The following is a 19221-nucleotide window of genomic DNA, read 5'->3' on the forward strand; positions in this document are numbered from 1 at the left end:
AGTGCCTTCAAGCTATCATAAATTAGGCGTTTCTTCCCTCACGTTTGGCTCTATCTATTCCTTCGGTTAGACTTAAATATCACTTCTTTTTTGCTAAAAATCGTCTACCGCAGGTCAAGAACAGCTTATTCATTAGCAGCTCAATAATGTTCCAGGCTGCTCAATTCAAACCTCAAAGATACCATCGCTAAGTCCTTGTTGTAAATCGAATATTTTCGCGAATACGTAAGTAATGCTCAAAATACTGCCGGAAAAAGAATGCGTCTTTGTTTACGAGGTCTATACAACACTTTAAAAAATTTCGCAGTAGATTGATATGTATGGGTTTTCTCGAATGTTACAAAATTATCGATGCGTAAAAAGCTCATTTTACGCATCCTTTGGTGCCAGAATTATCTCAATTTGGAGAAAATCAGTTATACCTGTATAGGCAACCAGTCATTTGGACGACAAGTAAGGCGGTCATAATCGATTAGAAAAAGTAAGGTTATGCTGATTATCCCATTGCTAGCACCAACTCATTTTGGGGCAAAATGTTTTACGACCACCAACTTTATACTTCATTTATATTGGATCCGTTACGATAGTCCATTACTTCAATTTAATCCATTGCCTGCCGCAGGTGATGTATAGGATATACAAATGTCGCGATCACATGGTCAATGATGTTCCCGACATCATCATGACATTTCCCAAATCCCTATGGGTCAGATGTGAAAGAGCGACCTTTTGTGCAGATACAACTGCGAGACGCTGCACTCTTTATATAAATCAAAAGGTCCATGTAAGCTCTGCCAAAACAAATAACATCCATGTTAAACGGCCAGTTCGGCATCCTTGCCTCTCGCTCAGAGCGTTTCACACTGTGAAACTTCGCCATGTTTTGGTCAAATTTGTTCCAGACAAATAATGACATTCTTGCCATCCTTGGCAGTCAGAAGCTCGCTGCTGCATCTACACCGGGATTATTATCTCTTCGATTTGAGTGTATTCGTGGCAATTAAAAAAGCTAAAAAAACCAAGAATCTAATCAGCTAAAAGACTCAATATGAATTGAGGTCATCGAGAAAAGACCGTGAGCTTGGCATGGATGCCAAGCTATCTTTCGCGGTGCATGGATGCACCATCGGAAGCGCTAGCATTTTTGAATAAGACCGAAGCAGTCTACAAACGAAGTCAGAAGCTGGATCAATCCCCGTCGAAAATCATGCGTTTTTCAGCATTTTTCGTTGGGGTGCTGAGGGATTGTTAAGGGCTTCTTTTGTAAAATGTGTGCGCTTTCCCCCTTGACTCTGCTCTTTGCAAAAGAAGGGGCGAAGCGCCACGACGTTAATCCAAACGGAGTTTGGAAATTAAGTGAAATCCAGCGTTATAAATCTGCTGTGAACTCAGTACCGCGACGTTGATTTATTCAAAATGGCTATGGGGCATAAACGCTTTAGCAAGCTAATATCTGCCATCAAAAGTAAGTTAGAAAGTTACTATCTAGCTTGAAAGAGATCTTGCTCTAAGAAGTCTAAACAACTGCTATAGTTAAGTTTACTGACTGATATATAGGTGACATGATGAAGTTAAAATTAATGATGTTAATAAGCGCTGTGCTTTTGTTCCTTGCTAGTCCTTCCTATGCTAAGGATGGTTATCAGATATCCACCTCAACTAGCGGCACCTTTATTAAAGCGTATCCACTGGATAATAATCAAACGGTCGTGATTGCAGAAGGGCGGCTTGAACCACGATCAATTGGTACTATGAGCATTAAATTATATGCTGACTTAAATGTGGGAGATTTTATTGATGGGCTGATTATTGCCCGAGATGGCACCATATTGTCGGTGGCTATTGAGTCTGAACCGCTTCGCAAAATAACCATTACCACAGTAACTGCAGGTAGCGGTAATTATGAAAACACGCAGCTGGTTTGTATCAATAATGACAGCTTGTCATTATGCTAATAGGGCATTTACGGCCTTTATTCCTATGTTGTATTCAATGAATGAATAAATAACCAAAAAGCCACTTAAAGTGGCTTTTATTGTGTGGAGAGATAGATTTTAGCAGCCTTGTTAATTTAACAAGTCAAAGGCACACAAGCCAATAAGCCTCTAACTCATCCAGTAAAGCCCTAAGCTTGCTAAACAGGCGAGTAATACACTGGCTTCAAAAATAATTTTACTGCTTAACAGCTTGGTTTTACCTTCTTTCAAATTGGCAATCAATTCGTTTTGCTTGTACACCCGACAGGTAAGCTGTTCTGTTTGGGGATCAATAAGCAACTGCAACATGCAAGGTTTGCCATTTTGTAGCTTAATTTGGTGAGTACTACGCTGACCAAAGTTAATTTTGCTTGAAACCACTTTGTCGTTAACTAATACTCGCTCAACACCACTCCAGTCACTGGCATGCAACTCAATTTTCTCTTGATTCAGCTGATATGTAAAACTTGTCATGACCTACTCCTTGGCTGCTAAAGCTACCTTAAGATAAGCAGACAAATATGACGTTTTCCAGTTTATCAGATGAACTATTTTTGAATCTTAGACTATGTACTTGTTGAGATAAGGAAAATATTTTTTATTTCAAAAGCTGACAATACTTGTATATTCGGCGTAATACAGGGGGCCACACTTGAGATTGGCAATGATTTTAACCTCAAGGGGCGAATAAGTGGAGAGTGATATACCTGCAATCACTAGATGCCTTTTTAAGCGGCGCTGCAGCCTAAATGACAATAATGAGATAGCAGATCTCGCCAGCTTACGATTCCAATAAGCTGTTGGTTTTTAAGTACTGGTAAACAAGTTATACCTTCAGTTAGTAATATTTGTGAGGCTTGTTCAATTGTTATCTCTGGCCCTATGGTGATCGGATGGTGTGACATTACCTGATGAACTCGTTTTTGCAGTGTATCAATGTCGCGGGTTAACTCGGCAGCTGTGCCTAAATTGGGACTTATGGCGTTAAATAAATCTTTTCGTGATAAAACACCTGCAACTTGATTATGCTCATCCTTCACCACTAAATGATGAAATGGCATATTATCAAAAATGTTTTTAGCGATAGTTATTCTGTCATCCATTTCAACAGTGACAACTCGAGGACTCATTACATGTTCAATTGTTTTCATCGCTTCCTCCCATTCCTTTATTAAGTTATATCAGACAATTGCAGCGACAACAAATATCAAATTAAGATACATTTTATGAGGTTAAATTCAGCTACTTTGAGGTGTACAGTTCAAAGCTTTCAAAGCTTATTTCTGAGTTATCGCTGAGTTAACAGCTGAGTTTAAACAGGAATTGAAAGATAAATTTAAAATTGATTTAAGATGGGTATAAAGTTAATTTATTGACCCGTCAGAAGTCGGAAACAAAAAGAGCACCTTAAATAGGTGCTCTTTAGCAATTAATGTGCGTTTAAGTATTTTTACTTAATCGGCTGCTATTAAATCAACTGCGCTAACAGTTACTTTGCGCCATTGATAATGGCACGTGCCATATCATCAGCAACATCGCCTGTGGTGCGGTTTTCTGCATCAGCTTGGCTAAATATTTTTAGTAGCGTGTTGTAGATTTCTTCAACTTTTTGAGTTGATTTAGCTGCATCATAGTCACTTTCAAACGAAACATTAATGATACCGCCAGCATTAATGACATAGTCAGGGGCGTATAAAATACCCATGTCTTTTAATGTTTCACCATGGCGTACTTCTGCTAATTGGTTATTGGCACAACCAGCAACAATCGTTGCTTTTAATAACGGGATAGTCGTGTCATTGATAGTGGCACCTAAAGCACATGGCGCATACACATCAACATCTTGAGTATAAATGTCTTGTGGAGCAACCACTGTCGCGCCAAATTCAGTCGCCACTTTATCAAGTGATGCTTGATGAATATCAGTTACGATTAATTCAGCGCCTTCTTCATGCAGGTGTTTACATAAGTAATATCCCACATGACCCACACCTTGAACTGAAATTTTAAGGCCTTTTAAGCTATCAAGACCACGTTGGTGTTTTACCGCTGCTTTAATGCCAAGGTAGGTACCTAAAGCAGTATAAGGTGAAGGATCACCACTTTTACCTTCAAGGCCTGCCATGTATGGGGTTTCTTCATGAGCAATCATGATATCGGCTGTGGTTACGCCAACATCTTCCGCTGAAAAATATTTACCGCCAAGTGTATGAATACAGCGGCCAAAAGCGCGGAATAACGCTTCACGATCTGTAGTTTTAGGATCGGCAAGGATCACTGACTTACCGCCACCCATGGTTAATCCAGCAAGTGCATTTTTATAAGTCATACCACGTGAAAGACGTAATACGTCAGTCAGTGCTTCATCATCTGAATCGTAGTTCCACATACGACACCCGCCAACTGCTGGCCCAAGGTTAGTATTGTGAATGGCAATAATTGCTTTTAAGCCACTTTCTTTGTCGTTACAAAACACGACCTGTTCGTGTTCATCAAACGAGACATGATTAAATAGAGCCACTTGTGATCTCCGCTGTGCGATTTATTAGTCGTCAACCACTGCTGATTAACGACGGCTTATGATATTTATTGCAGAACGATAGCATTTAGCGATACTCTCAACAAAGTTAGATTCATTTAATTTTGTGATCTACGTGGCAATTTTGCTTGCCACTTTACGTAAACGTAAACTTTTTAATCGTTTCGTAACATTTTGAGCTGAAAATGAGTGCAATTGTTGAATTAATGATGACAACAAATAACAATAAAATAGGAAGGTAGTATGAGTGAATCAGTGGCTGAGCCGACAACTGCGCAACAAGATCCTGAGCAATTAAGACAGGAATGGGTAAAAACACAATTTCAAAAAGCGAACCGATTTCTCGCTGAAAAAGGTGTAATACCATCAAAAGTCATTGCTGATGAAAGCCGTTATTTAGTGCCTTATTTAGCGATTTGGAAAATGGAGTCCAAGCAGCCAACTAAGCAAACATTTTGGGTGATGTCTGGTGATTTACCGTCTGATTATGTTGATGTTAAAGTTGCTGCAACTGCCCGCGATGCGATTCGTCATTTTTCAATGATGTGGCAACTTAAAGCAGAAAACCTACATAAGTCAGGGGTGACCCGAGATGAAACTCAATTGAAGTTTGCTAACTTATTAGTGTCTCGTGCTGAAAGTCTTTATAAGATGCATGGTGATGAAAAACTATGGGCTGATCAAGCCTAGCAGCTATATTTTAAAACGCCGTAATTAGCTGTTTTTAATAAAAATAACAAAGGCACTTGATAGTGCCTTTTTTGTTGCCTAATCTGCAGTAAATAATTCACGCTATAGAAAGTGGCTTATCTACTACTTACTATTTAGATGACGCAGCATTAGGTTTTGGTTTACCTGTGCCATTGATAGCTTTTGATCTTCAAGTAACACGATTAAGTGATACATTAGATCTGAAGCTTCATTGATCAATTCTTCTTTATCATTAGTGGCTGCCGCTAGTGCTGTTTCTAAACCTTCTTCACCGACTTTTTGGGCAATTCGTTTGGTGCCACGCTCAAATAAAGATGCGGTATAACTTGATTCGGCGCTTTGGCCTTTGCGAGAAATAATCACATTGGTTAAGTTATCGATAAAGCTATGGGCATTACCATCTTCCCAGCAGCTTTCTGTGCCGGTATGACAAGTTGGGCCATTAGGGATGACTTGCACAAGCAAGCTGTCTTTATCGCAATCTTGATCGATGGCGACTAAATCTAGGGTATTGCCTGAGGTTTCACCTTTTGTCCACAAGCGCTGTTTTGAGCGACTAAAAAAGGTGACTTTGCCTGTTTCAAGGGTTTTAGCCAGTGCTGCTGGGTCCATATAACCTAGCATCAAGACTTTACCGGTAAGGTGGTTTTGCACTACAGCAGGAATTAAGTTTTGTTGTTTTTCCCAATCTAACTTACTGCCATCAAAGGTAATTTGTGTTGTCATAGTGTTCTCTGTTGTTTTGTAAGTTATAGCCTGATCGCGATCTTGTGCTGGGCTAGGTATTGTTTTAATTCATTGATATCAATAATGCCTTTATGAAACACACTCGCTGCAAGGGCGGCATCGACATTCGCTTGTTCAAACACCTCTTTGAAATGTGCCATGGTGCCAGCACCGCCGGATGCTATTAATGGTACATCACATATGGCTCTGACGATGCTCAGTTGTGTAATGTCGTAACCACCGCGCACACCATCTTGGTTCATTACATTTAAAACAATTTCACCACAGCCACGCTTTTGTACTTCTTCAACCCAATCTTGGGTGTACCATTGGGTGTCTTTAGTGGCGGCTTCATCACCAGTAAATTGCTTTACTTTATAGCTGTTTGAGTCGGCGTCATAAAATGAATCAATGCCAATCACAATACATTGACGGCCAAACTCATCTTGAAGCCTTGATATCAAGCTAGGATCTGTAAGCGCTGGCGAGTTGATGGAGATTTTATCTGCGCCATAGGCCAGCATTTGCCGAGCTTGCTCAATGGTTTTAATGCCGCCAGCGACGCAAAACGGAATATCAATTTGCGCAGCAACCCGGCTAACCCAGGATTTATCTATGACCCGTTCATGGGCACTGGCGGTAATATCGTAAAAGACTAATTCATCGGCGCCTTCTTGGGCGTAACGCGCAGCAAGGGGCTCAATATCACCGATAATTTCATGATTACGAAATTGCACACCTTTGACCACTTGGCCATCGCGCACATCAAGGCAAGGTACTAGGCGTTTGGCCAACATGTTATTGCCTCCTCAACGGTAAAGTTTTGAATAAGTAGTGCTTTACCTATGATAATACCATCGGCGTTACTGTCTCTTACGGCGGCAACATCATCAAGTGAGGCAATGCCACCTGATGCTTGCCAGTTGATGTCAGGGTAGGTGGTTGCTAGCTCTTGATAAAGCTCATTGTTAGCACCTTGAAGGGTACCATCACGGCTAATATCAGTGACTAAAGCATGTTTAAGGCCAACGGTTTTAAATTCACTGACTAAGGATTCAAGTGATTTCCCGCCACCGGTTTGCCAACCAGAGACTGCAACAATTTTCTCGCCTTGCTGGTTAATATTGACATCAAGTGCTAAACAAATGGCTTCGCTACCGTATTTTAGCAACCAGCTTTTAACTAATGCTGGTTCTTTAACTGCGAGAGAGCCAATAACGACTCGTTTAACTCCTAGCTCAAGCAGCTCTTTAACTTGCTGTTCGCTGCGAATACCGCCGCCAACTTGTATGTCGGTGCTCAGGCCCGCTACTAATTCACCAATGAGTGCTATTTGGCGTTTTTCAGGGTCTTTCGCACCAGTTAAATCAACAATGTGTAATAGCTTTGCGCCTTGGTCTTGGTATGACTGTAATTGTGCTAATGGGCTTAAATTAAAAGTGGTTTGCTGGGCATAGTCACCTTGGTACAAACGCACTACTTGGCCATCAATTAAATCGATTGCTGGAATGATCATGCTGGTTTCCCCATGTTTAGGAAATTTTGTAATATTTTGGCGCCGACATTGGCGCTTTTTTCTGGGTGAAACTGGACCCCAAAGAAATTGTCTTTGCCAATGGCGGCGCTAAACTTTTCACCGTATTCTGATGTCGCGATGGTGTATTTATTTATCGGTGCCTTAAAGCTATGGACAAAGTACACGTAACTGCCATCTTCTATCCCTTCAAATAGCGGATGATCTGACACGCTTATTTGGTTCCAGCCCATATGAGGTAGTGGTAGTCCTTTACTATCAAGATGATCAATTTGTGTTGGGATTAAACCAAGGCAAGTAATATCATTGTCACTGCGGCCTGCTTCTGAGCGGCCACCGTGTTCGATAGACTTGTCAGCCATCATTTGCATGCCAAGACAAACACCCATAACCGGTTGCTTGAGCTGTTTAATAACCTCAGTTAAATCACGATTATTGAGGGCATCCATAGCAGCGCCAGCTGTTCCTACGCCAGGCAGTACTACTCTGGTGGCAGCTTTGATAACCTCATGATCACGTGACACGATAACGTCGGCATTTAAGCGTTCAAAGGCAAAGCGCACCGAGCTTAAATTGGCGCAGCCAGTGTCTAAAATCACAGTAGTGTCAGTATTCATACTCACTCCTTACAGGACGCCTTTACTTGATGGCAAAATATCACCTTCAACTTTCACGGCTTGACGAAGGGTGCGGCCCAGCACTTTAAATAAAGCTTCCACTTTGTGGTGATCATTGTCGCCCGTGGTGCTGATATGCAAGGTGCATCGAAGGCCATCAGCAAATGAGCGGAAGAAATGAGGTACCATTTCTGTGGCCATCTCACCGACCATTTCACGCTCAAAATCAGCATTGAATTTGATAAAAGGGCGGCCAGATATATCCATTAAACATTCACCACTGGCTTCATCCATTGGCAGACTGAAACCAAAACGGGCAATACCACGTTTATCACCTAATGCTTGGCGCAGTGCATCGCCAATGGCAAGCGCTGTGTCTTCCACGCTGTGGTGATCATCAATTTCTAAGTCGCCATCAACAGTGACGTCCATTTTGAAATTACCGTGGGTTTGTATTTGATCAAGCATGTGGTCAAAAAAGCCAATGCCGGTGTTGATAACGCCTTTACTGGTGTCATCTAGGTTCACATTGACTCTAATGTCAGTTTCTTTGGTGGTTCTAACCACTTCTGATGTGCGGCCTTTATTGAGCAGTGCATCGGTAATAGCTAACCAATCTAAGCCATCGCGCTGATATTGAAAGCTGGCAATACCCATGGCATTAGCCAGTTCAATATCTGTGTGGCGATCGCCAATAACAGCAGAGGTCGTAAAGTCCACTTTACCTTGGGTTAAGTAATCTTTGACTAAGCCAAGCTTGGGTTTACGACAACTGCAATTGTCAGCATCAAAATGAGGACAGATAACCACATCATCAAATATCACCCCTTGGCTCGAAAAAATGTCCATCATCATGTTATGTGGTGCATCAAAATCAGCTTGTGGAAATGAGTCTGTGCCTAAACCATCTTGATTAGACACCATGACTAAGCGATAGCCCGCTTTTTGTAGCTTAAGCAGAGAAGGGATAACCTGTGGCTCAAACACCAATTTGTCTAAACGATCGAGCTGTTTATCTACTGCTGGTTCTTCAACTAAAGTACCGTCTCGGTCGATAAAGAGTATTTTCTGTTTCATCTTACTTCCTTCAATTTTTATCATTCTGTTTCGCAGGACGTTAACGTCTTAATTTAATGCGTTATGAGTAGCTATTTATCCAGCGATTATATTTTTAATAGGGGTTGAGCGTTTTTTATATTTAGTTTAAGAGTGAGTTTTTAGCGTTCTGAACATAGTGATTAATCTATCGGTATCGGCTGGTGAGCTAAAACTAAAACGAATACGCGAAGCAAGTCTGTTGTCTTTGTAGGCTCTTGCTACAATGCCCGCTTGTTTTAGTGCGACGGCGACCCGTTCTACATCCTCAAATTCCGCTAAGATGAAATTGCCATTGGCAGGTAATACCTTGGCGCCAAACTCAGTTAAGGTTGCGGATAATCTATTACCTTGCACTTTTAGTGCTTCAACCTGTTGTTGCATCAAGGAGATACCATTTGCGGATAAGGCTTTTTCTGCCACTTGTTGAACAGGTAAAGGCACCGGATAGGGCGCGATGACTCGCATGATTAAATCAATGATGTCGGTATTTGCCATTAAGAACCCACAACGTGCGCCAGCCAGTGCAAAGGCTTTTGATAATGTTCTTAACACCACTAAATTAGGGTACTTAGGGAGCAGGTCTGCAACAGAATATTGGGCTGAAAATTCAATGTAGGCTTCGTCAATCACCACAATGGCATTAGGCATAGCAGCAATAGCGGCTTCAATGGTGTCTTTATCCATGATGGTGCCAGTGGGGTTATTCGGATTACAAATAAACACCAGTTTGGCATTCTCGACTTGCTGGGCAAAAGCATCAGGTAACTGATAATCTTTGGTCAGCGATAAGTTGGTGATGCCAATATTGAATGTTTTAGCACTGATGGCATACATGCCATAAGTGGGGCCAAAGCACGCAATACTATCAACCGCAGGAACACAAAATGCTCTTATTAATAATTCGATAGCTTCATCAGCCCCGCGGCAAGTGACAATTTTATCTGCGCTCACTTTTGAGTATTCAGCATAAGCATTAATCAAACTTGCTGGCTGGCATTCAGGGTAACGGTTGAGCTTATCAAGTTCATTATTGTTAAATGGCGACTCGTTAGCGTTTATCCATACATCACCTTGACCGCCAATACGCCTTGCACTTTCGTAAGGCGTTAATTCAAGCAGTTCTGGTCGTGCAAGTCTGGCTGCTATTGGCGTATTCATCGAATCAGTCATCATCCTAATCTCACTTCACTTTTATTTCACAGGCTGTTTAAACGTATGGCAACGGCTTGCTTATGGGCATCGAGTAATTCATTTTCAGCCAATACCATCACTGTCTCACCCAAGCTTTGTAATCCTTGGGCGCTCAGTTCTTGTACGGTAAAGCGGCGGCTAAAATCTGCAAGGGATAAGCTTGATACAGAGCGGCTATAACCGTATGTCGGCAGTACATGGTTAGTGCCGCTAGCATAATCACCAACAGATTCAGGGGTATAAGCACCCAGAAACACGCTACCTGCGCCGCGAACTTGTTTTAGAACTGCACGTGGGTTGTTGGTTTGAATGATTAAATGCTCCGGCCCATATAAATTAGACACTAAAGCCGCTTGCTCAATATCATTCACAATAATACTGCGACTACAGCTCAGTGCTTGAGCTGCTATATCACTGCGCGATAAGGTCTTTAATTGAGACTCAAGCGCCATATTAACTTTTTCAGCTAACGCCATAGACTCAGTAACTAACATAACTTGTGAATCAGGGCCGTGTTCAGCTTGTGATAATAAATCTGCCGCAACAAACGCAGGCTCAGCGTCTTTGTCGGCAATCACTAATACCTCTGATGGACCTGCTGGCATATCAATAGATACACTGCAGCGACCATCTTGGGATACTAAACGTTTTGCTTCAGTCACAAAGCGATTACCAGGGCCGAAGATTTTGTCTACTTGAGGAATACTTTCAGTGCCAAAGGCGAGGGCGGCAATTGCTTGTGCGCCGCCAACTTGATAAATCTCAGTGATGCCGCATACTTTTGCTGCGTAAACAATGGCATCATTAATTGGTGGCGGGCTAACTAAAACCCGTTGTTGGCATCCAGCAATTTTTGCCGGCAGCGCTAGCATCATTACAGTGGAAATCAACGGCGCACTGCCGCCTGGAATATACAAACCCACATTTTCAATAGCTTCAGAGCGAAGCTCGCAGCGGATCCCTGGCTGAGTTTCAACATCAATAGGGCTAAAGGTTTGTGCCTGATGAAAGCGTTCAATATTTTCTGAGGCCACGGCAATGGCTTGCTTCACCTCATCAGATACGCGGGCGCAGGCGGCATTAACTTGCTGCTCAGTTAACCCTAAGGTGTCGACTTCAACGCCATCAAACTTTTGATTAAAGAGCGTTAACGCTTGATCGCCGTCTTTAACCACAGCATTAATTATGTCGCGCACGGTTTGCTCAACACTATAATCACCAATTAATGGCGAGCGAGCTAAGGCTTGTTGCTGCGCCTTAGCATCAAGCTTGGTCCATTGAAGAATTTGCATTTGCTGCTTCACATTTGCCATAAAGGCTACCCCGCCATTTTTTCAATTGGCATAACTAGAATTGAACTTGCCCCTAAGGCGGTTAATTCTTCCATCGTGTCCCAGAATAAATCTTCAGTGCTGACAGCGTGAACAGCAACTCGATTGCTATCATCGTTTAATGGCAGCACAGTTGGGTTTTCAGCGCCCGGTAATAAAGCCACAATTTGATCTAATGTTTCAGTTGGCGCGTGTAGCAGGATATATTTACTTTCGCGAGCGCGAACCACACCATTCATGCGTGATAATATTTTATCGATAAGTGCTTGTTTAGCAGGCACTTGCTCTTGTGCTGATTGGATAATACAAGCCATTGAACGGTAGATAACGTCAGTTTCGTATAAGCCGTTGGCTTCAAGGGTGGCACCAGTTGAAACCAAGTCACAGATCCCGTCAGAAAGGCCTGCACGTGGTGCGACTTCAACTGAACCTTTAAGCATACAGTCACTGTAATTAATGCCTTTTTCTTGCATATAACGACGTAGCAGGTTGGGATAAGAAGTGGCAATACGTAAACCTTCTAAAGAAGTGGCATCTTGGTAGCTAAATTCATTAGGCACCGCCAGTGATAAACGACAAGCACCAAAATCAAGTTCGCGTAATTTAACGCAATCTGATGGTTTACCCAGTGATTGACGCTCTATTTGTTCTTCTTCTAGAACATTCTCGCCAATAATCCCTAAATCAACCACACCATCCATAACTAGACCCGGAATATCATCATCACGTACCCGCAATAAATCGATTGGCATGTTGTCAGCGTGCACAATCAAGCGCTGCTCATTAACATTGAATTTAACGCCACAGCTTTTTAATAGCTTTTGAGACTCTTTTGAAAGTCGGCCAGATTTTTGGATTGCGATACGTAGTCTGTTATTTTCGCTCATAATGAAGCCTCTAATAAAATTGATATAAAAAACAAATATTTAAAACCTAAAACTAAAAAACCCCTGAAATTTCTTTCAGGGGTTTGGGTATTTTGTCCACCGCCTGAAGGAAATAGTCCTTCGGCAGTTAGCATCCGAAGGCTACCGCATATGGTGATGATGATGATTTGTATTGATTCGGATGAACATAATAAATTCTCTTTAAATTAACGTATGTAATTTTTTTACAACCTATTTTGCGACAGACTGTAATTTGTGTACAAACACGTTAACCGCTTTTAAGTTTGTTTGCAATACAGAATAAACACATATTTTGTATTTTTTTGAAATAAAAAATATATTTTATATCAGGCTGATGATTACATGGTTTTTAGGCGTTTATTTGTCCAGTTTGTATATACAAGTTAATGATAAACATTAGTTTATGTAAAGTTAAGGATTTTATCGATATTTAAAAAGGGCTGTAAAATAGTGAGCCTAGATTACTGTTCGAATAGCAACTTTAAATTGATAAATTGATAGGCAAAGATTGTTACCCAAGCGATTAAAATAGATAATAAGCCACATATAAGTTGCTTACTATCAATGCTGAAAGAGTCAAATGTGACCACTCGATTACAAAAAGAAGTACAACTGGCTTTTTCGCCAACTGGCGCATTAGCGAGAGGGATCCATTCCTATCGCCCAAGACAAAGCCAATACGATATGGCGCTGGCGGTGAGCGATGCTATAGATCAAAAGCATAATGTGATCCTTGAGGCTGGTACTGGGGTGGGTAAAACATACGCCTATCTGATCCCGGCGTTATTAAGTGGCAAACAAATTATCATCAGCACTGGCAGTAAAAACCTTCAAGAGCAGTTATTTTTTAAAGACTTACCTTTATTACTGAAGATGTTTTCAGTAGCGCCCAAAACCGCCTTATTAAAAGGCCGTAGTAATTACTTATGCCAATTAAAATTGGACAAAAACTTACAACATATTAGCCAGATGCCACCGAAAGTGGTTGATGAACTCATTAAAATTAATCAATGGGCCAGTGTGACCAAAGATGGTGATATTGGTAACTTGACCGCTGTGGCTGAAAACTCAGCCACCATTGCCACAGTAACCAGCACCAAAGAAACTTGTACCGGTAAACGTTGCAGTTTTTATGATGATTGTTTCAATCGTAAAGCCAAAATAAAAGCACAAGATGCCAAAGTTGTGGTGGTGAATCATCACTTGTTTTTTGCCGATCGTTTACTAAAAGACACTGGCTTTGCCGAGTTATTGCCCGATGCTGATGTGGTCGTTTTTGATGAGGCACATTTGGTGCCTGATGTTTGTATTAATTATTTCGGCCAACAAATTCCAACCAGAGAGCTAGACAGATTACTTCATCGTATCATTGAGGTCTATCGCAACGAGCTGCGCGATACCATTCAGCTTGAGCAATTAAGTCAACGTTGTTTAATCAAATTGGCTTCGTGGCAAAATGATTTGATTGATGCTGATGTTTCTGACTGGCGACAGGTTATTTCCAATAAATCACTTGCGAGTTCATCTTGGGAATTGTTGAAAGAATTCAATTTATTAACACTGGTTATTACCGAACACGTCGGACGAAGTGAATCTTTAGATGACATTGTAGTGAAGTTATCGACACTGGTGGCTAATCTTTATAGTTACTTTGAATGCAATGACAGTAATGCAGCTTATAGTGTTGAGCCCAGCGGGCAGCATACTATGCTACGGATCTCGCCGATTAATATTGCTAAACAATGTCAGCAATTATTTGATAAGCAAACCCAGTGGATCTTTACCTCGGCGACCTTGCAGGTTAATCGCCAGTTAACGCATTTTGCCGATGAAATGGGTTTATCGAAAGCCAAGCAAATGATTTTAGATAGCCCATTTGATTACCCCAATCAAGCCATGTTTTGCGTGCCGCGCCATTTAGCGAAATCAGGCCAGTCTGCAGCTAATGTTAATCAGCTGGTGGATGTTTGTATTCAAGCCATTAATGCGGCCCAAGGGCGAACGTTTATTTTATTTACCAGTCACCAGATGTTGCAGCAAGTGGCTATCGCATTACAAAGGCGAGTGCAATACCCCTTGTTAGTGCAAGGCTCAGCCAGTAAACAAAGTCTGTTAAACAAGTTCAGGCAACTCGGTAATGGGGTATTACTTGGCACCAGCAGTTTTTGGGAAGGTGTCGATGTAAGAGGGCGGCTACTTAGCTGTGTGATTATTGATAAGCTGCCGTTTGTTTCACCTGATGATACCTTGTACCGCGCCCGTGCAGCTAATGCTGAACGCAGTAATAAAGATCCCTTTGCCAGTATATCTTTGCCCCAAGCGGTGATCAGTTTAAAGCAGGGCGTAGGACGGTTAATTCGAGATGAGAAAGATCGCGGGGTGTTAATATTGTGCGACAATCGCATCGTAAACAAAGCTTATGGTGAAGCTTTTATTAACTCGTTACCGCCAATGCATCGCACCCGAGATTTAGATAAAGCGTTAAGCTTTTTAAAAAGCATCCCATAAGTTATTATACTGCAGTTGATGATTTAGCTGACTCAGTGCCGATACAATGCCTTGCAGGCTTTAGGTTATTTAGCTAAATCACCATACTCAGCATTAGTTAGCCCAGCATTTTTTCCATAGTTAATGGTAAGGTAAACACGTTTTTACATGACTCAACTTCATACAGATTTAACGATTCTCGCATTAGATACTTGCACTGAATCTTGTTCAGCGGCTTTGTTACATGACAACAAACAGTATAATCGCGTGTTTGATGCACCAAGAGAGCATAGCCAACGTATATTACCTATGGTTGATGAGGTGCTAACCGAAGCCGGCATTAAAATTTCAAATGTAAATTTAATAGCCTATGGTCGTGGACCTGGCAGCTTTACCGGTATTCGTATTTGTACCAGTATGACTCAAGGCCTCGCGCTTGGTCATGATATTCCCGTGATTGGAGTATCAACCTTGGCTGCAATGGCGCAAATGGCCATCGAAACCGAACAAGCTGAACAGATATTTTGTGCCATTGATGCCCGTATGAGTGAAATTTATTGGGGACAATTTATTAATGTCGACGGCATTGCAACGCTAGTGGGGGCTGAGCATGTTTCTAGCCCTGATTCAGTTGACGTTATTTTAGATAAGCAAAAGCCAATGCATATTTGTGGCACTGGTTTTGTAGCCTATCCAGATTTATTAAATGATGTAGCGAAAAAACAGGCGACCCAGATAACATTACCCGACGCATCAGCTATGATTAAGTTAGCTATAAAAGCTCATGAGCAAGGACTTGCGACCTCAGTGGATGAACTTGCACCTGTGTATTTACGTGACAAAGTCACCTGGAAAAAATTACCTGGTCGTGAATAAATAACACCATGAGTTTACAGCAGTGATAGGGAGCTATTGTCAGCTATCACTGATGTAACAGATAAGGCCGATTGGGTTGCCATTGTCAAATGCGCCATAATGGCTTTTTATAATAGGAGTGATAACAATGAATGCTTTTTTACATACTTCAGTTCAGCCTTTATCCTCCTATAATCCCAGCAATATTAATGGGCATAAAAACGTTTCAGCTATCTCAACTAACGCTGTTGTTAAGCTTTCTGCATTACAAAATCAAACTCAACTAACTAATCAAACAGATACGCTTGATGCCGTTAAAGATGACAGCAAACAGTTACCGGCGCTAACTAGCGCAGAATTTGATTCCAAGCTTGATGCTAAATTGCAATACGACAATGACATGGCGTCAGCGACAAGAGATAAGCCATTCAAAGACCATTGTCAGACATTGGCCAGTGCTGGTGCGATACAAGAATATTTAATAAACCAACATTCTGCGCAACGAGAACATATTCAACAAATGGTAGGAATAGATTTATATGCATGATGCGCGACCTAACAAGTTATCCGCTATCCCTTCAAAAGGTCGCTTTTTTCTCGAACTATTATTTGCCTTTTTAATTACCAAACTGCCTTTCATTAGTATTCCATTCAAATGGTTTGAAAGTTATTTCCATGAAATATCTCATGGCATAGCAGCCATCTTATCTGGCGGCATAGTCACTAAAATCCAGTTGTTTCCCAATGGTGCAGGCCTTTGTTTTACTCAAGGCGGTTTTGCGCCATTGATTACTTTTTCTGGCTACCCCGGTGCTGCCTTGTGGGGCTATATGATTTTCTTGCTAGCCACTTGGCGTGCAGGGATCCGCTTTACCTTAGGCATTTTAGGAATAACCGTTATTGGTTCATTAATCCTGTGGGCACGGGATCTACTCACCATCGGCATATTAATTTCACTTGCGGTGGTATTCTTATTACCTCTTAAATTTGATCATAATGCTTTACTTAATAGCCTATTAAGGGTCATGGGATTGATGATTGTCTTAAATGCCATGGCGAGCCCTACGGTACTATTTCGAGTCGTAGGCCAAGGGGATGCAGCTAAACTGTCGCAACTGACTTGGATTCCTGCATGGATATGGGTGATTATGTGGCTGATATTCAGTTGTTTTATGTTATGGATGTGTTGGAAAAGAGTTGACGACAAAAAGCTGCCAATCGGCTAAAGTGATCGACTTAGCAACCTTTGCCGTACCAGTTGCTGATATTTTCGAGACAATTTCTTCAGGGAGAAGACAATGAAACGTACGTTATTATTATCTACCGCTATTGGGCTTAGCGTTTTAGGCTTGTCTGCTGTCACTAACACAGCAATAGCTCATAACCATGGCATGGCTGAAAATACACAGGCTGTTAAGGTTAACCCGCAACTGGCTGCAGCCGTCGCCAGTGATTTCAGAACCGAGAAAAGTAGCGCACGGGATAAATACCGTAACCCATCAGAAACTTTAACATTTTTAGGTATTCAACCTGATGATACCGTGATTGAATTATGGCCTGGCGGTGGCTGGTATGCGCAAATTTTAGCACCATACCTAGCTGATAAAGGCCATTATATTGGTGCGATTTTTGAGACCAACCCAAAAGAAGACACTAAAAGAACCCAGTATTACGCTAAAGCCGGTAAAAAGTTTGAAGCTTGGCTTGCTGAAAACAAAGCGGTATTAGGCAATGCTTCAACAGTTACATTCCAGCCGCCAGCATCATTAGCTTTAGGGGATGATAACAGTGTTGATTATGTACTGACTTTCAGAAACCTACATAATTGGGCTGGGCAAGCGCAATTAGAAAATGCCTTCACTACATCTTATAAAGTGTTAAAAGAGGGTGGTGTGTTTGGTGTAGTAGAACACAGATCAAACCCTGGAATGTCATTTGAAAGCGGTTATATGGATCAAGCTGAAATGATTACTCTAGCTGAAAAAGTGGGTTTCACGCTAGCGGCAACCTCTGAAATTAATGCTAACCCTAAAGACACCAAAGATTATGAGAAAGGGGTTTGGACTTTACCACCGCGTTTAGCATTAAAAGAGCAAGATAAAGACAAGTATCTTGCTATTGGTGAAAGCGATCGCATGACGCTAAAATTCATCAAAAAAGCTAAGTAATCTTAAGTTAGACATTCAGATAAAAAGAGTCAATTACGTGCTTATGAATGAGTCAATTGAACAATCGCTGCCAGTTGAAGAAGTCGATTTTCAATTGGCTCATATTCGTTTAAGCGCCAAACGCTATGGCTGTAAAAATAAGCCTATTTTATTGGCTTTACATGGCTGGTTAGATAATGCTGATAGCTTTGAACCTTTAGCTAAAGCGTTACATACTCAGGGTATATTAAGCCAATTTCAACTACTCGCTATTGATTGGCCAGGTCACGGTAATTCACAACATAGACCTGGTAGTTATCCACTTCATTGGCTTGATTATATTTATGACTTGGATGAATTAATCAATCAAATAAGCCCTTCAACCCCCCTCAACATCATTGGACACTCTTTAGGTGGTATTATTGCTGCGGCTTATAATGCTTGCTTTGCACACAAAGTCGATAAGCTCATTTTGATTGAAGCATTAGCACCGTTATATGAAAAGCCAACCCATGCCCAAAAGCGGCTGATTAATAGCTTTCAACAGCATAATCGTTTTAATGGCGCTAAATCATCGATGGCAAACATAGCAATAGTTAAGCAAAGCTTTACCCTCGACAGGGCGGTTAATGCCCGTCATCAGTTAACTGGCCTTGATAAAGTATGGTGTGAGTTAATCATTAAACGTAATGTTGAAATTAAACATCAGCAATTATGTTGGAAAAGTGATCCCCGCCTTAAGCTAGACTCACCTTATCGTTTAACCTTTGAACAGGTTGACGCATTAATGAGCATGAGCGATACCCAGTGTTTATTAATATTAGGCGAGCAGGGCTTTAAGCAGTTAAAATTAGCTTTACCTCAAGCATTATCATGGTTTAGTCGCCTATCCCATATACAAATTGAAGGTGATCACCACCTACATATGGGTAGTGCAAAGCTTGTGTCCGATAAAATTAGAACTTTTATTCTAAGTTAGTATCTTGTTGTGGTGAAATCACTAGGATTTTTATTTCATTTATGTGATTATGGTCCGAATTTAAACGGCCGTATGATTTTATGGCTAAACAATAAAAATTAACGCAAACAACTTTGCTGCGA

General features: G+C 41.3%; 19 protein-coding genes. 8 read left to right on the forward strand and 11 right to left on the reverse strand.

The window, feature by feature from the left end; all coding sequences use genetic code 11:
- The first annotated feature begins 1565 nt into the window (after positions 1-1565).
- Positions 1566-1955, forward strand: a complete 390-nt coding sequence (locus BCU94_RS13085) for a PliI family lysozyme inhibitor of I-type lysozyme (RefSeq protein ID WP_206747670.1) — start codon at positions 1566-1568, stop codon at positions 1953-1955.
- A 150-nt stretch (positions 1956-2105) separates the two neighbouring features.
- Here BCU94_RS13085 and BCU94_RS13090 read toward each other — a convergent pair whose 3' ends face one another.
- From BCU94_RS13090 to BCU94_RS13100, 3 genes are all read right to left on the reverse strand, one after another.
- Entirely contained in the window at positions 2106-2450 is a 345-nt protein-coding gene (locus BCU94_RS13090) for a hypothetical protein (protein ID WP_102437257.1), read from the reverse strand.
- A 254-nt stretch (positions 2451-2704) separates the two neighbouring features.
- Complete coding sequence (locus tag BCU94_RS13095) at positions 2705-3127, reverse strand: CBS domain-containing protein (RefSeq protein ID WP_102476614.1); 423 nt, start codon at positions 3125-3127, stop codon at positions 2705-2707.
- A 338-nt stretch (positions 3128-3465) separates the two neighbouring features.
- Positions 3466-4497: a Glu/Leu/Phe/Val dehydrogenase gene (locus BCU94_RS13100; RefSeq protein WP_076537679.1), complete on the reverse strand. Its 1032-nt coding sequence runs from the start codon at positions 4495-4497 to the stop codon at positions 3466-3468.
- 261 nt (positions 4498-4758) lie between these two features.
- Here BCU94_RS13100 and BCU94_RS13105 point away from each other — a divergent pair, with 261 nt between their 5' ends.
- Entirely contained in the window at positions 4759-5205 is a 447-nt protein-coding gene (locus tag BCU94_RS13105; RefSeq protein WP_102437261.1) for a DUF4826 family protein, read from the forward strand.
- Between the two features lie 123 nt (positions 5206-5328).
- Here BCU94_RS13105 and hisIE read toward each other — a convergent pair whose 3' ends face one another.
- The 8 genes from hisIE to hisG all read right to left on the reverse strand — a co-directional run bounded on the left by hisIE (position 5329) and on the right by hisG (position 12610).
- Complete coding sequence (gene hisIE / locus BCU94_RS13110) at positions 5329-5952, reverse strand: bifunctional phosphoribosyl-AMP cyclohydrolase/phosphoribosyl-ATP diphosphatase HisIE (protein WP_102476615.1); 624 nt, start codon at positions 5950-5952, stop codon at positions 5329-5331.
- 23 nt (positions 5953-5975) lie between these two features.
- The gene (gene hisF, locus BCU94_RS13115) at positions 5976-6749 is read right to left on the reverse strand and encodes an imidazole glycerol phosphate synthase subunit HisF (RefSeq protein WP_102437265.1); all 774 of its coding nucleotides are present in this window, start codon (positions 6747-6749) and stop codon (positions 5976-5978) included.
- On the reverse strand, positions 6731-7468 hold the full coding sequence (gene hisA / locus BCU94_RS13120) for a 1-(5-phosphoribosyl)-5-[(5-phosphoribosylamino)methylideneamino]imidazole-4-carboxamide isomerase (protein ID WP_102437267.1): 738 nt from the start codon (positions 7466-7468) through the stop codon (positions 6731-6733). Before hisA ends, hisF begins: the two co-directional genes overlap by 19 nt.
- The gene (gene hisH / locus BCU94_RS13125) at positions 7465-8103 is read right to left on the reverse strand and encodes an imidazole glycerol phosphate synthase subunit HisH (protein ID WP_102437269.1); all 639 of its coding nucleotides are present in this window, start codon (positions 8101-8103) and stop codon (positions 7465-7467) included. The genes hisA and hisH overlap by 4 nt, the downstream gene beginning before the upstream one ends.
- Before the next feature lie 9 nt (positions 8104-8112).
- Positions 8113-9180 (reverse strand): bifunctional histidinol-phosphatase/imidazoleglycerol-phosphate dehydratase HisB, encoded by a 1068-nt coding sequence (gene hisB / locus BCU94_RS13130; RefSeq protein WP_102437271.1) that lies wholly within the window; start codon positions 9178-9180, stop codon positions 8113-8115.
- 126 nt (positions 9181-9306) lie between these two features.
- Entirely contained in the window at positions 9307-10374 is a 1068-nt protein-coding gene (gene hisC / locus BCU94_RS13135; protein WP_102476616.1) for a histidinol-phosphate transaminase, read from the reverse strand.
- A 23-nt stretch (positions 10375-10397) separates the two neighbouring features.
- Positions 10398-11684, reverse strand: a complete 1287-nt coding sequence (hisD, locus tag BCU94_RS13140) for a histidinol dehydrogenase (RefSeq protein WP_102476649.1) — start codon at positions 11682-11684, stop codon at positions 10398-10400.
- Between the two features lie 26 nt (positions 11685-11710).
- Entirely contained in the window at positions 11711-12610 is a 900-nt protein-coding gene (hisG, locus tag BCU94_RS13145) for an ATP phosphoribosyltransferase (RefSeq protein ID WP_102437275.1), read from the reverse strand.
- Positions 12611-13195: 585 nt separating this feature from the next.
- Here hisG and BCU94_RS13150 point away from each other — a divergent pair.
- The 6 genes from BCU94_RS13150 to BCU94_RS13175 all read left to right on the forward strand — a co-directional run bounded on the left by BCU94_RS13150 (position 13196) and on the right by BCU94_RS13175 (position 19099).
- Positions 13196-15139, forward strand: a complete 1944-nt coding sequence (locus BCU94_RS13150) for an ATP-dependent DNA helicase (protein WP_102476617.1) — start codon at positions 13196-13198, stop codon at positions 15137-15139.
- Between the two features lie 147 nt (positions 15140-15286).
- Positions 15287-15994, forward strand: coding sequence for a tRNA (adenosine(37)-N6)-threonylcarbamoyltransferase complex dimerization subunit type 1 TsaB (gene tsaB, locus BCU94_RS13155; RefSeq protein ID WP_102437279.1), 708 nt, complete (start codon positions 15287-15289; stop codon positions 15992-15994).
- A gap of 127 nt (positions 15995-16121) precedes the next feature.
- A complete protein-coding gene (locus tag BCU94_RS13160; protein WP_102437281.1) occupies positions 16122-16520 on the forward strand; it encodes a hypothetical protein in 399 nt (132 codons plus the stop codon).
- Positions 16513-17199 (forward strand): M50 family metallopeptidase, encoded by a 687-nt coding sequence (locus tag BCU94_RS13165; protein ID WP_102476618.1) that lies wholly within the window; start codon positions 16513-16515, stop codon positions 17197-17199. The genes BCU94_RS13160 and BCU94_RS13165 overlap by 8 nt, the downstream gene beginning before the upstream one ends.
- A gap of 165 nt (positions 17200-17364) precedes the next feature.
- Positions 17365-18141 (forward strand): methyltransferase, encoded by a 777-nt coding sequence (locus BCU94_RS13170; protein ID WP_241905006.1) that lies wholly within the window; start codon positions 17365-17367, stop codon positions 18139-18141.
- A gap of 43 nt (positions 18142-18184) precedes the next feature.
- Positions 18185-19099: an alpha/beta hydrolase gene (locus tag BCU94_RS13175; protein ID WP_102476620.1), complete on the forward strand. Its 915-nt coding sequence runs from the start codon at positions 18185-18187 to the stop codon at positions 19097-19099.
- The last annotated feature ends 122 nt before the right edge of the window (positions 19100-19221 follow it).

This window comes from Shewanella sp. 10N.286.52.C2 (assembly GCF_002874545.1).
In the GTDB taxonomy this organism is placed as follows: Bacteria; Pseudomonadota; Gammaproteobacteria; order Enterobacterales; family Shewanellaceae; genus Shewanella.

Bases quoted from the DNA above. Each gene is read 5' to 3' on its own strand.
- hisIE (WP_102476615.1), bottom strand. From the start codon at position 5,952: ATGACAACACAAATTACCTTTGATGGCAGTAAGTTAGATTGGGAAAAA.
- hisG (WP_102437275.1), bottom strand. From the start codon at position 12,610: ATGAGCGAAAATAACAGACTACGTATCGCAATCCAAAAATCTGGCCGA.
- BCU94_RS13175 (WP_102476620.1), top strand. From the start codon at position 18,185: ATGAATGAGTCAATTGAACAATCGCTGCCAGTTGAAGAAGTCGATTTT.
- BCU94_RS13105 (WP_102437261.1), top strand. From the start codon at position 4,759: ATGAGTGAATCAGTGGCTGAGCCGACAACTGCGCAACAAGATCCTGAG.
- BCU94_RS13150 (WP_102476617.1), top strand. From the start codon at position 13,196: ATGCTGAAAGAGTCAAATGTGACCACTCGATTACAAAAAGAAGTACAA.
- hisD (WP_102476649.1), bottom strand. From the start codon at position 11,684: ATGCAAATTCTTCAATGGACCAAGCTTGATGCTAAGGCGCAGCAACAA.
- hisH (WP_102437269.1), bottom strand. From the start codon at position 8,103: ATGAATACTGACACTACTGTGATTTTAGACACTGGCTGCGCCAATTTA.
- hisF (WP_102437265.1), bottom strand. From the start codon at position 6,749: ATGTTGGCCAAACGCCTAGTACCTTGCCTTGATGTGCGCGATGGCCAA.
- hisC (WP_102476616.1), bottom strand. From the start codon at position 10,374: ATGATGACTGATTCGATGAATACGCCAATAGCAGCCAGACTTGCACGA.
- BCU94_RS13160 (WP_102437281.1), top strand. From the start codon at position 16,122: ATGAATGCTTTTTTACATACTTCAGTTCAGCCTTTATCCTCCTATAAT.
- tsaB (WP_102437279.1), top strand. From the start codon at position 15,287: ATGACTCAACTTCATACAGATTTAACGATTCTCGCATTAGATACTTGC.
- BCU94_RS13165 (WP_102476618.1), top strand. From the start codon at position 16,513: ATGCATGATGCGCGACCTAACAAGTTATCCGCTATCCCTTCAAAAGGT.
- hisB (WP_102437271.1), bottom strand. From the start codon at position 9,180: ATGAAACAGAAAATACTCTTTATCGACCGAGACGGTACTTTAGTTGAA.
- hisA (WP_102437267.1), bottom strand. From the start codon at position 7,468: ATGATCATTCCAGCAATCGATTTAATTGATGGCCAAGTAGTGCGTTTG.
- BCU94_RS13085 (WP_206747670.1), top strand. From the start codon at position 1,566: ATGAAGTTAAAATTAATGATGTTAATAAGCGCTGTGCTTTTGTTCCTT.
- BCU94_RS13170 (WP_241905006.1), top strand. From the start codon at position 17,365: ATGGCTGAAAATACACAGGCTGTTAAGGTTAACCCGCAACTGGCTGCA.
- BCU94_RS13095 (WP_102476614.1), bottom strand. From the start codon at position 3,127: ATGAAAACAATTGAACATGTAATGAGTCCTCGAGTTGTCACTGTTGAA.
- BCU94_RS13090 (WP_102437257.1), bottom strand. From the start codon at position 2,450: ATGACAAGTTTTACATATCAGCTGAATCAAGAGAAAATTGAGTTGCAT.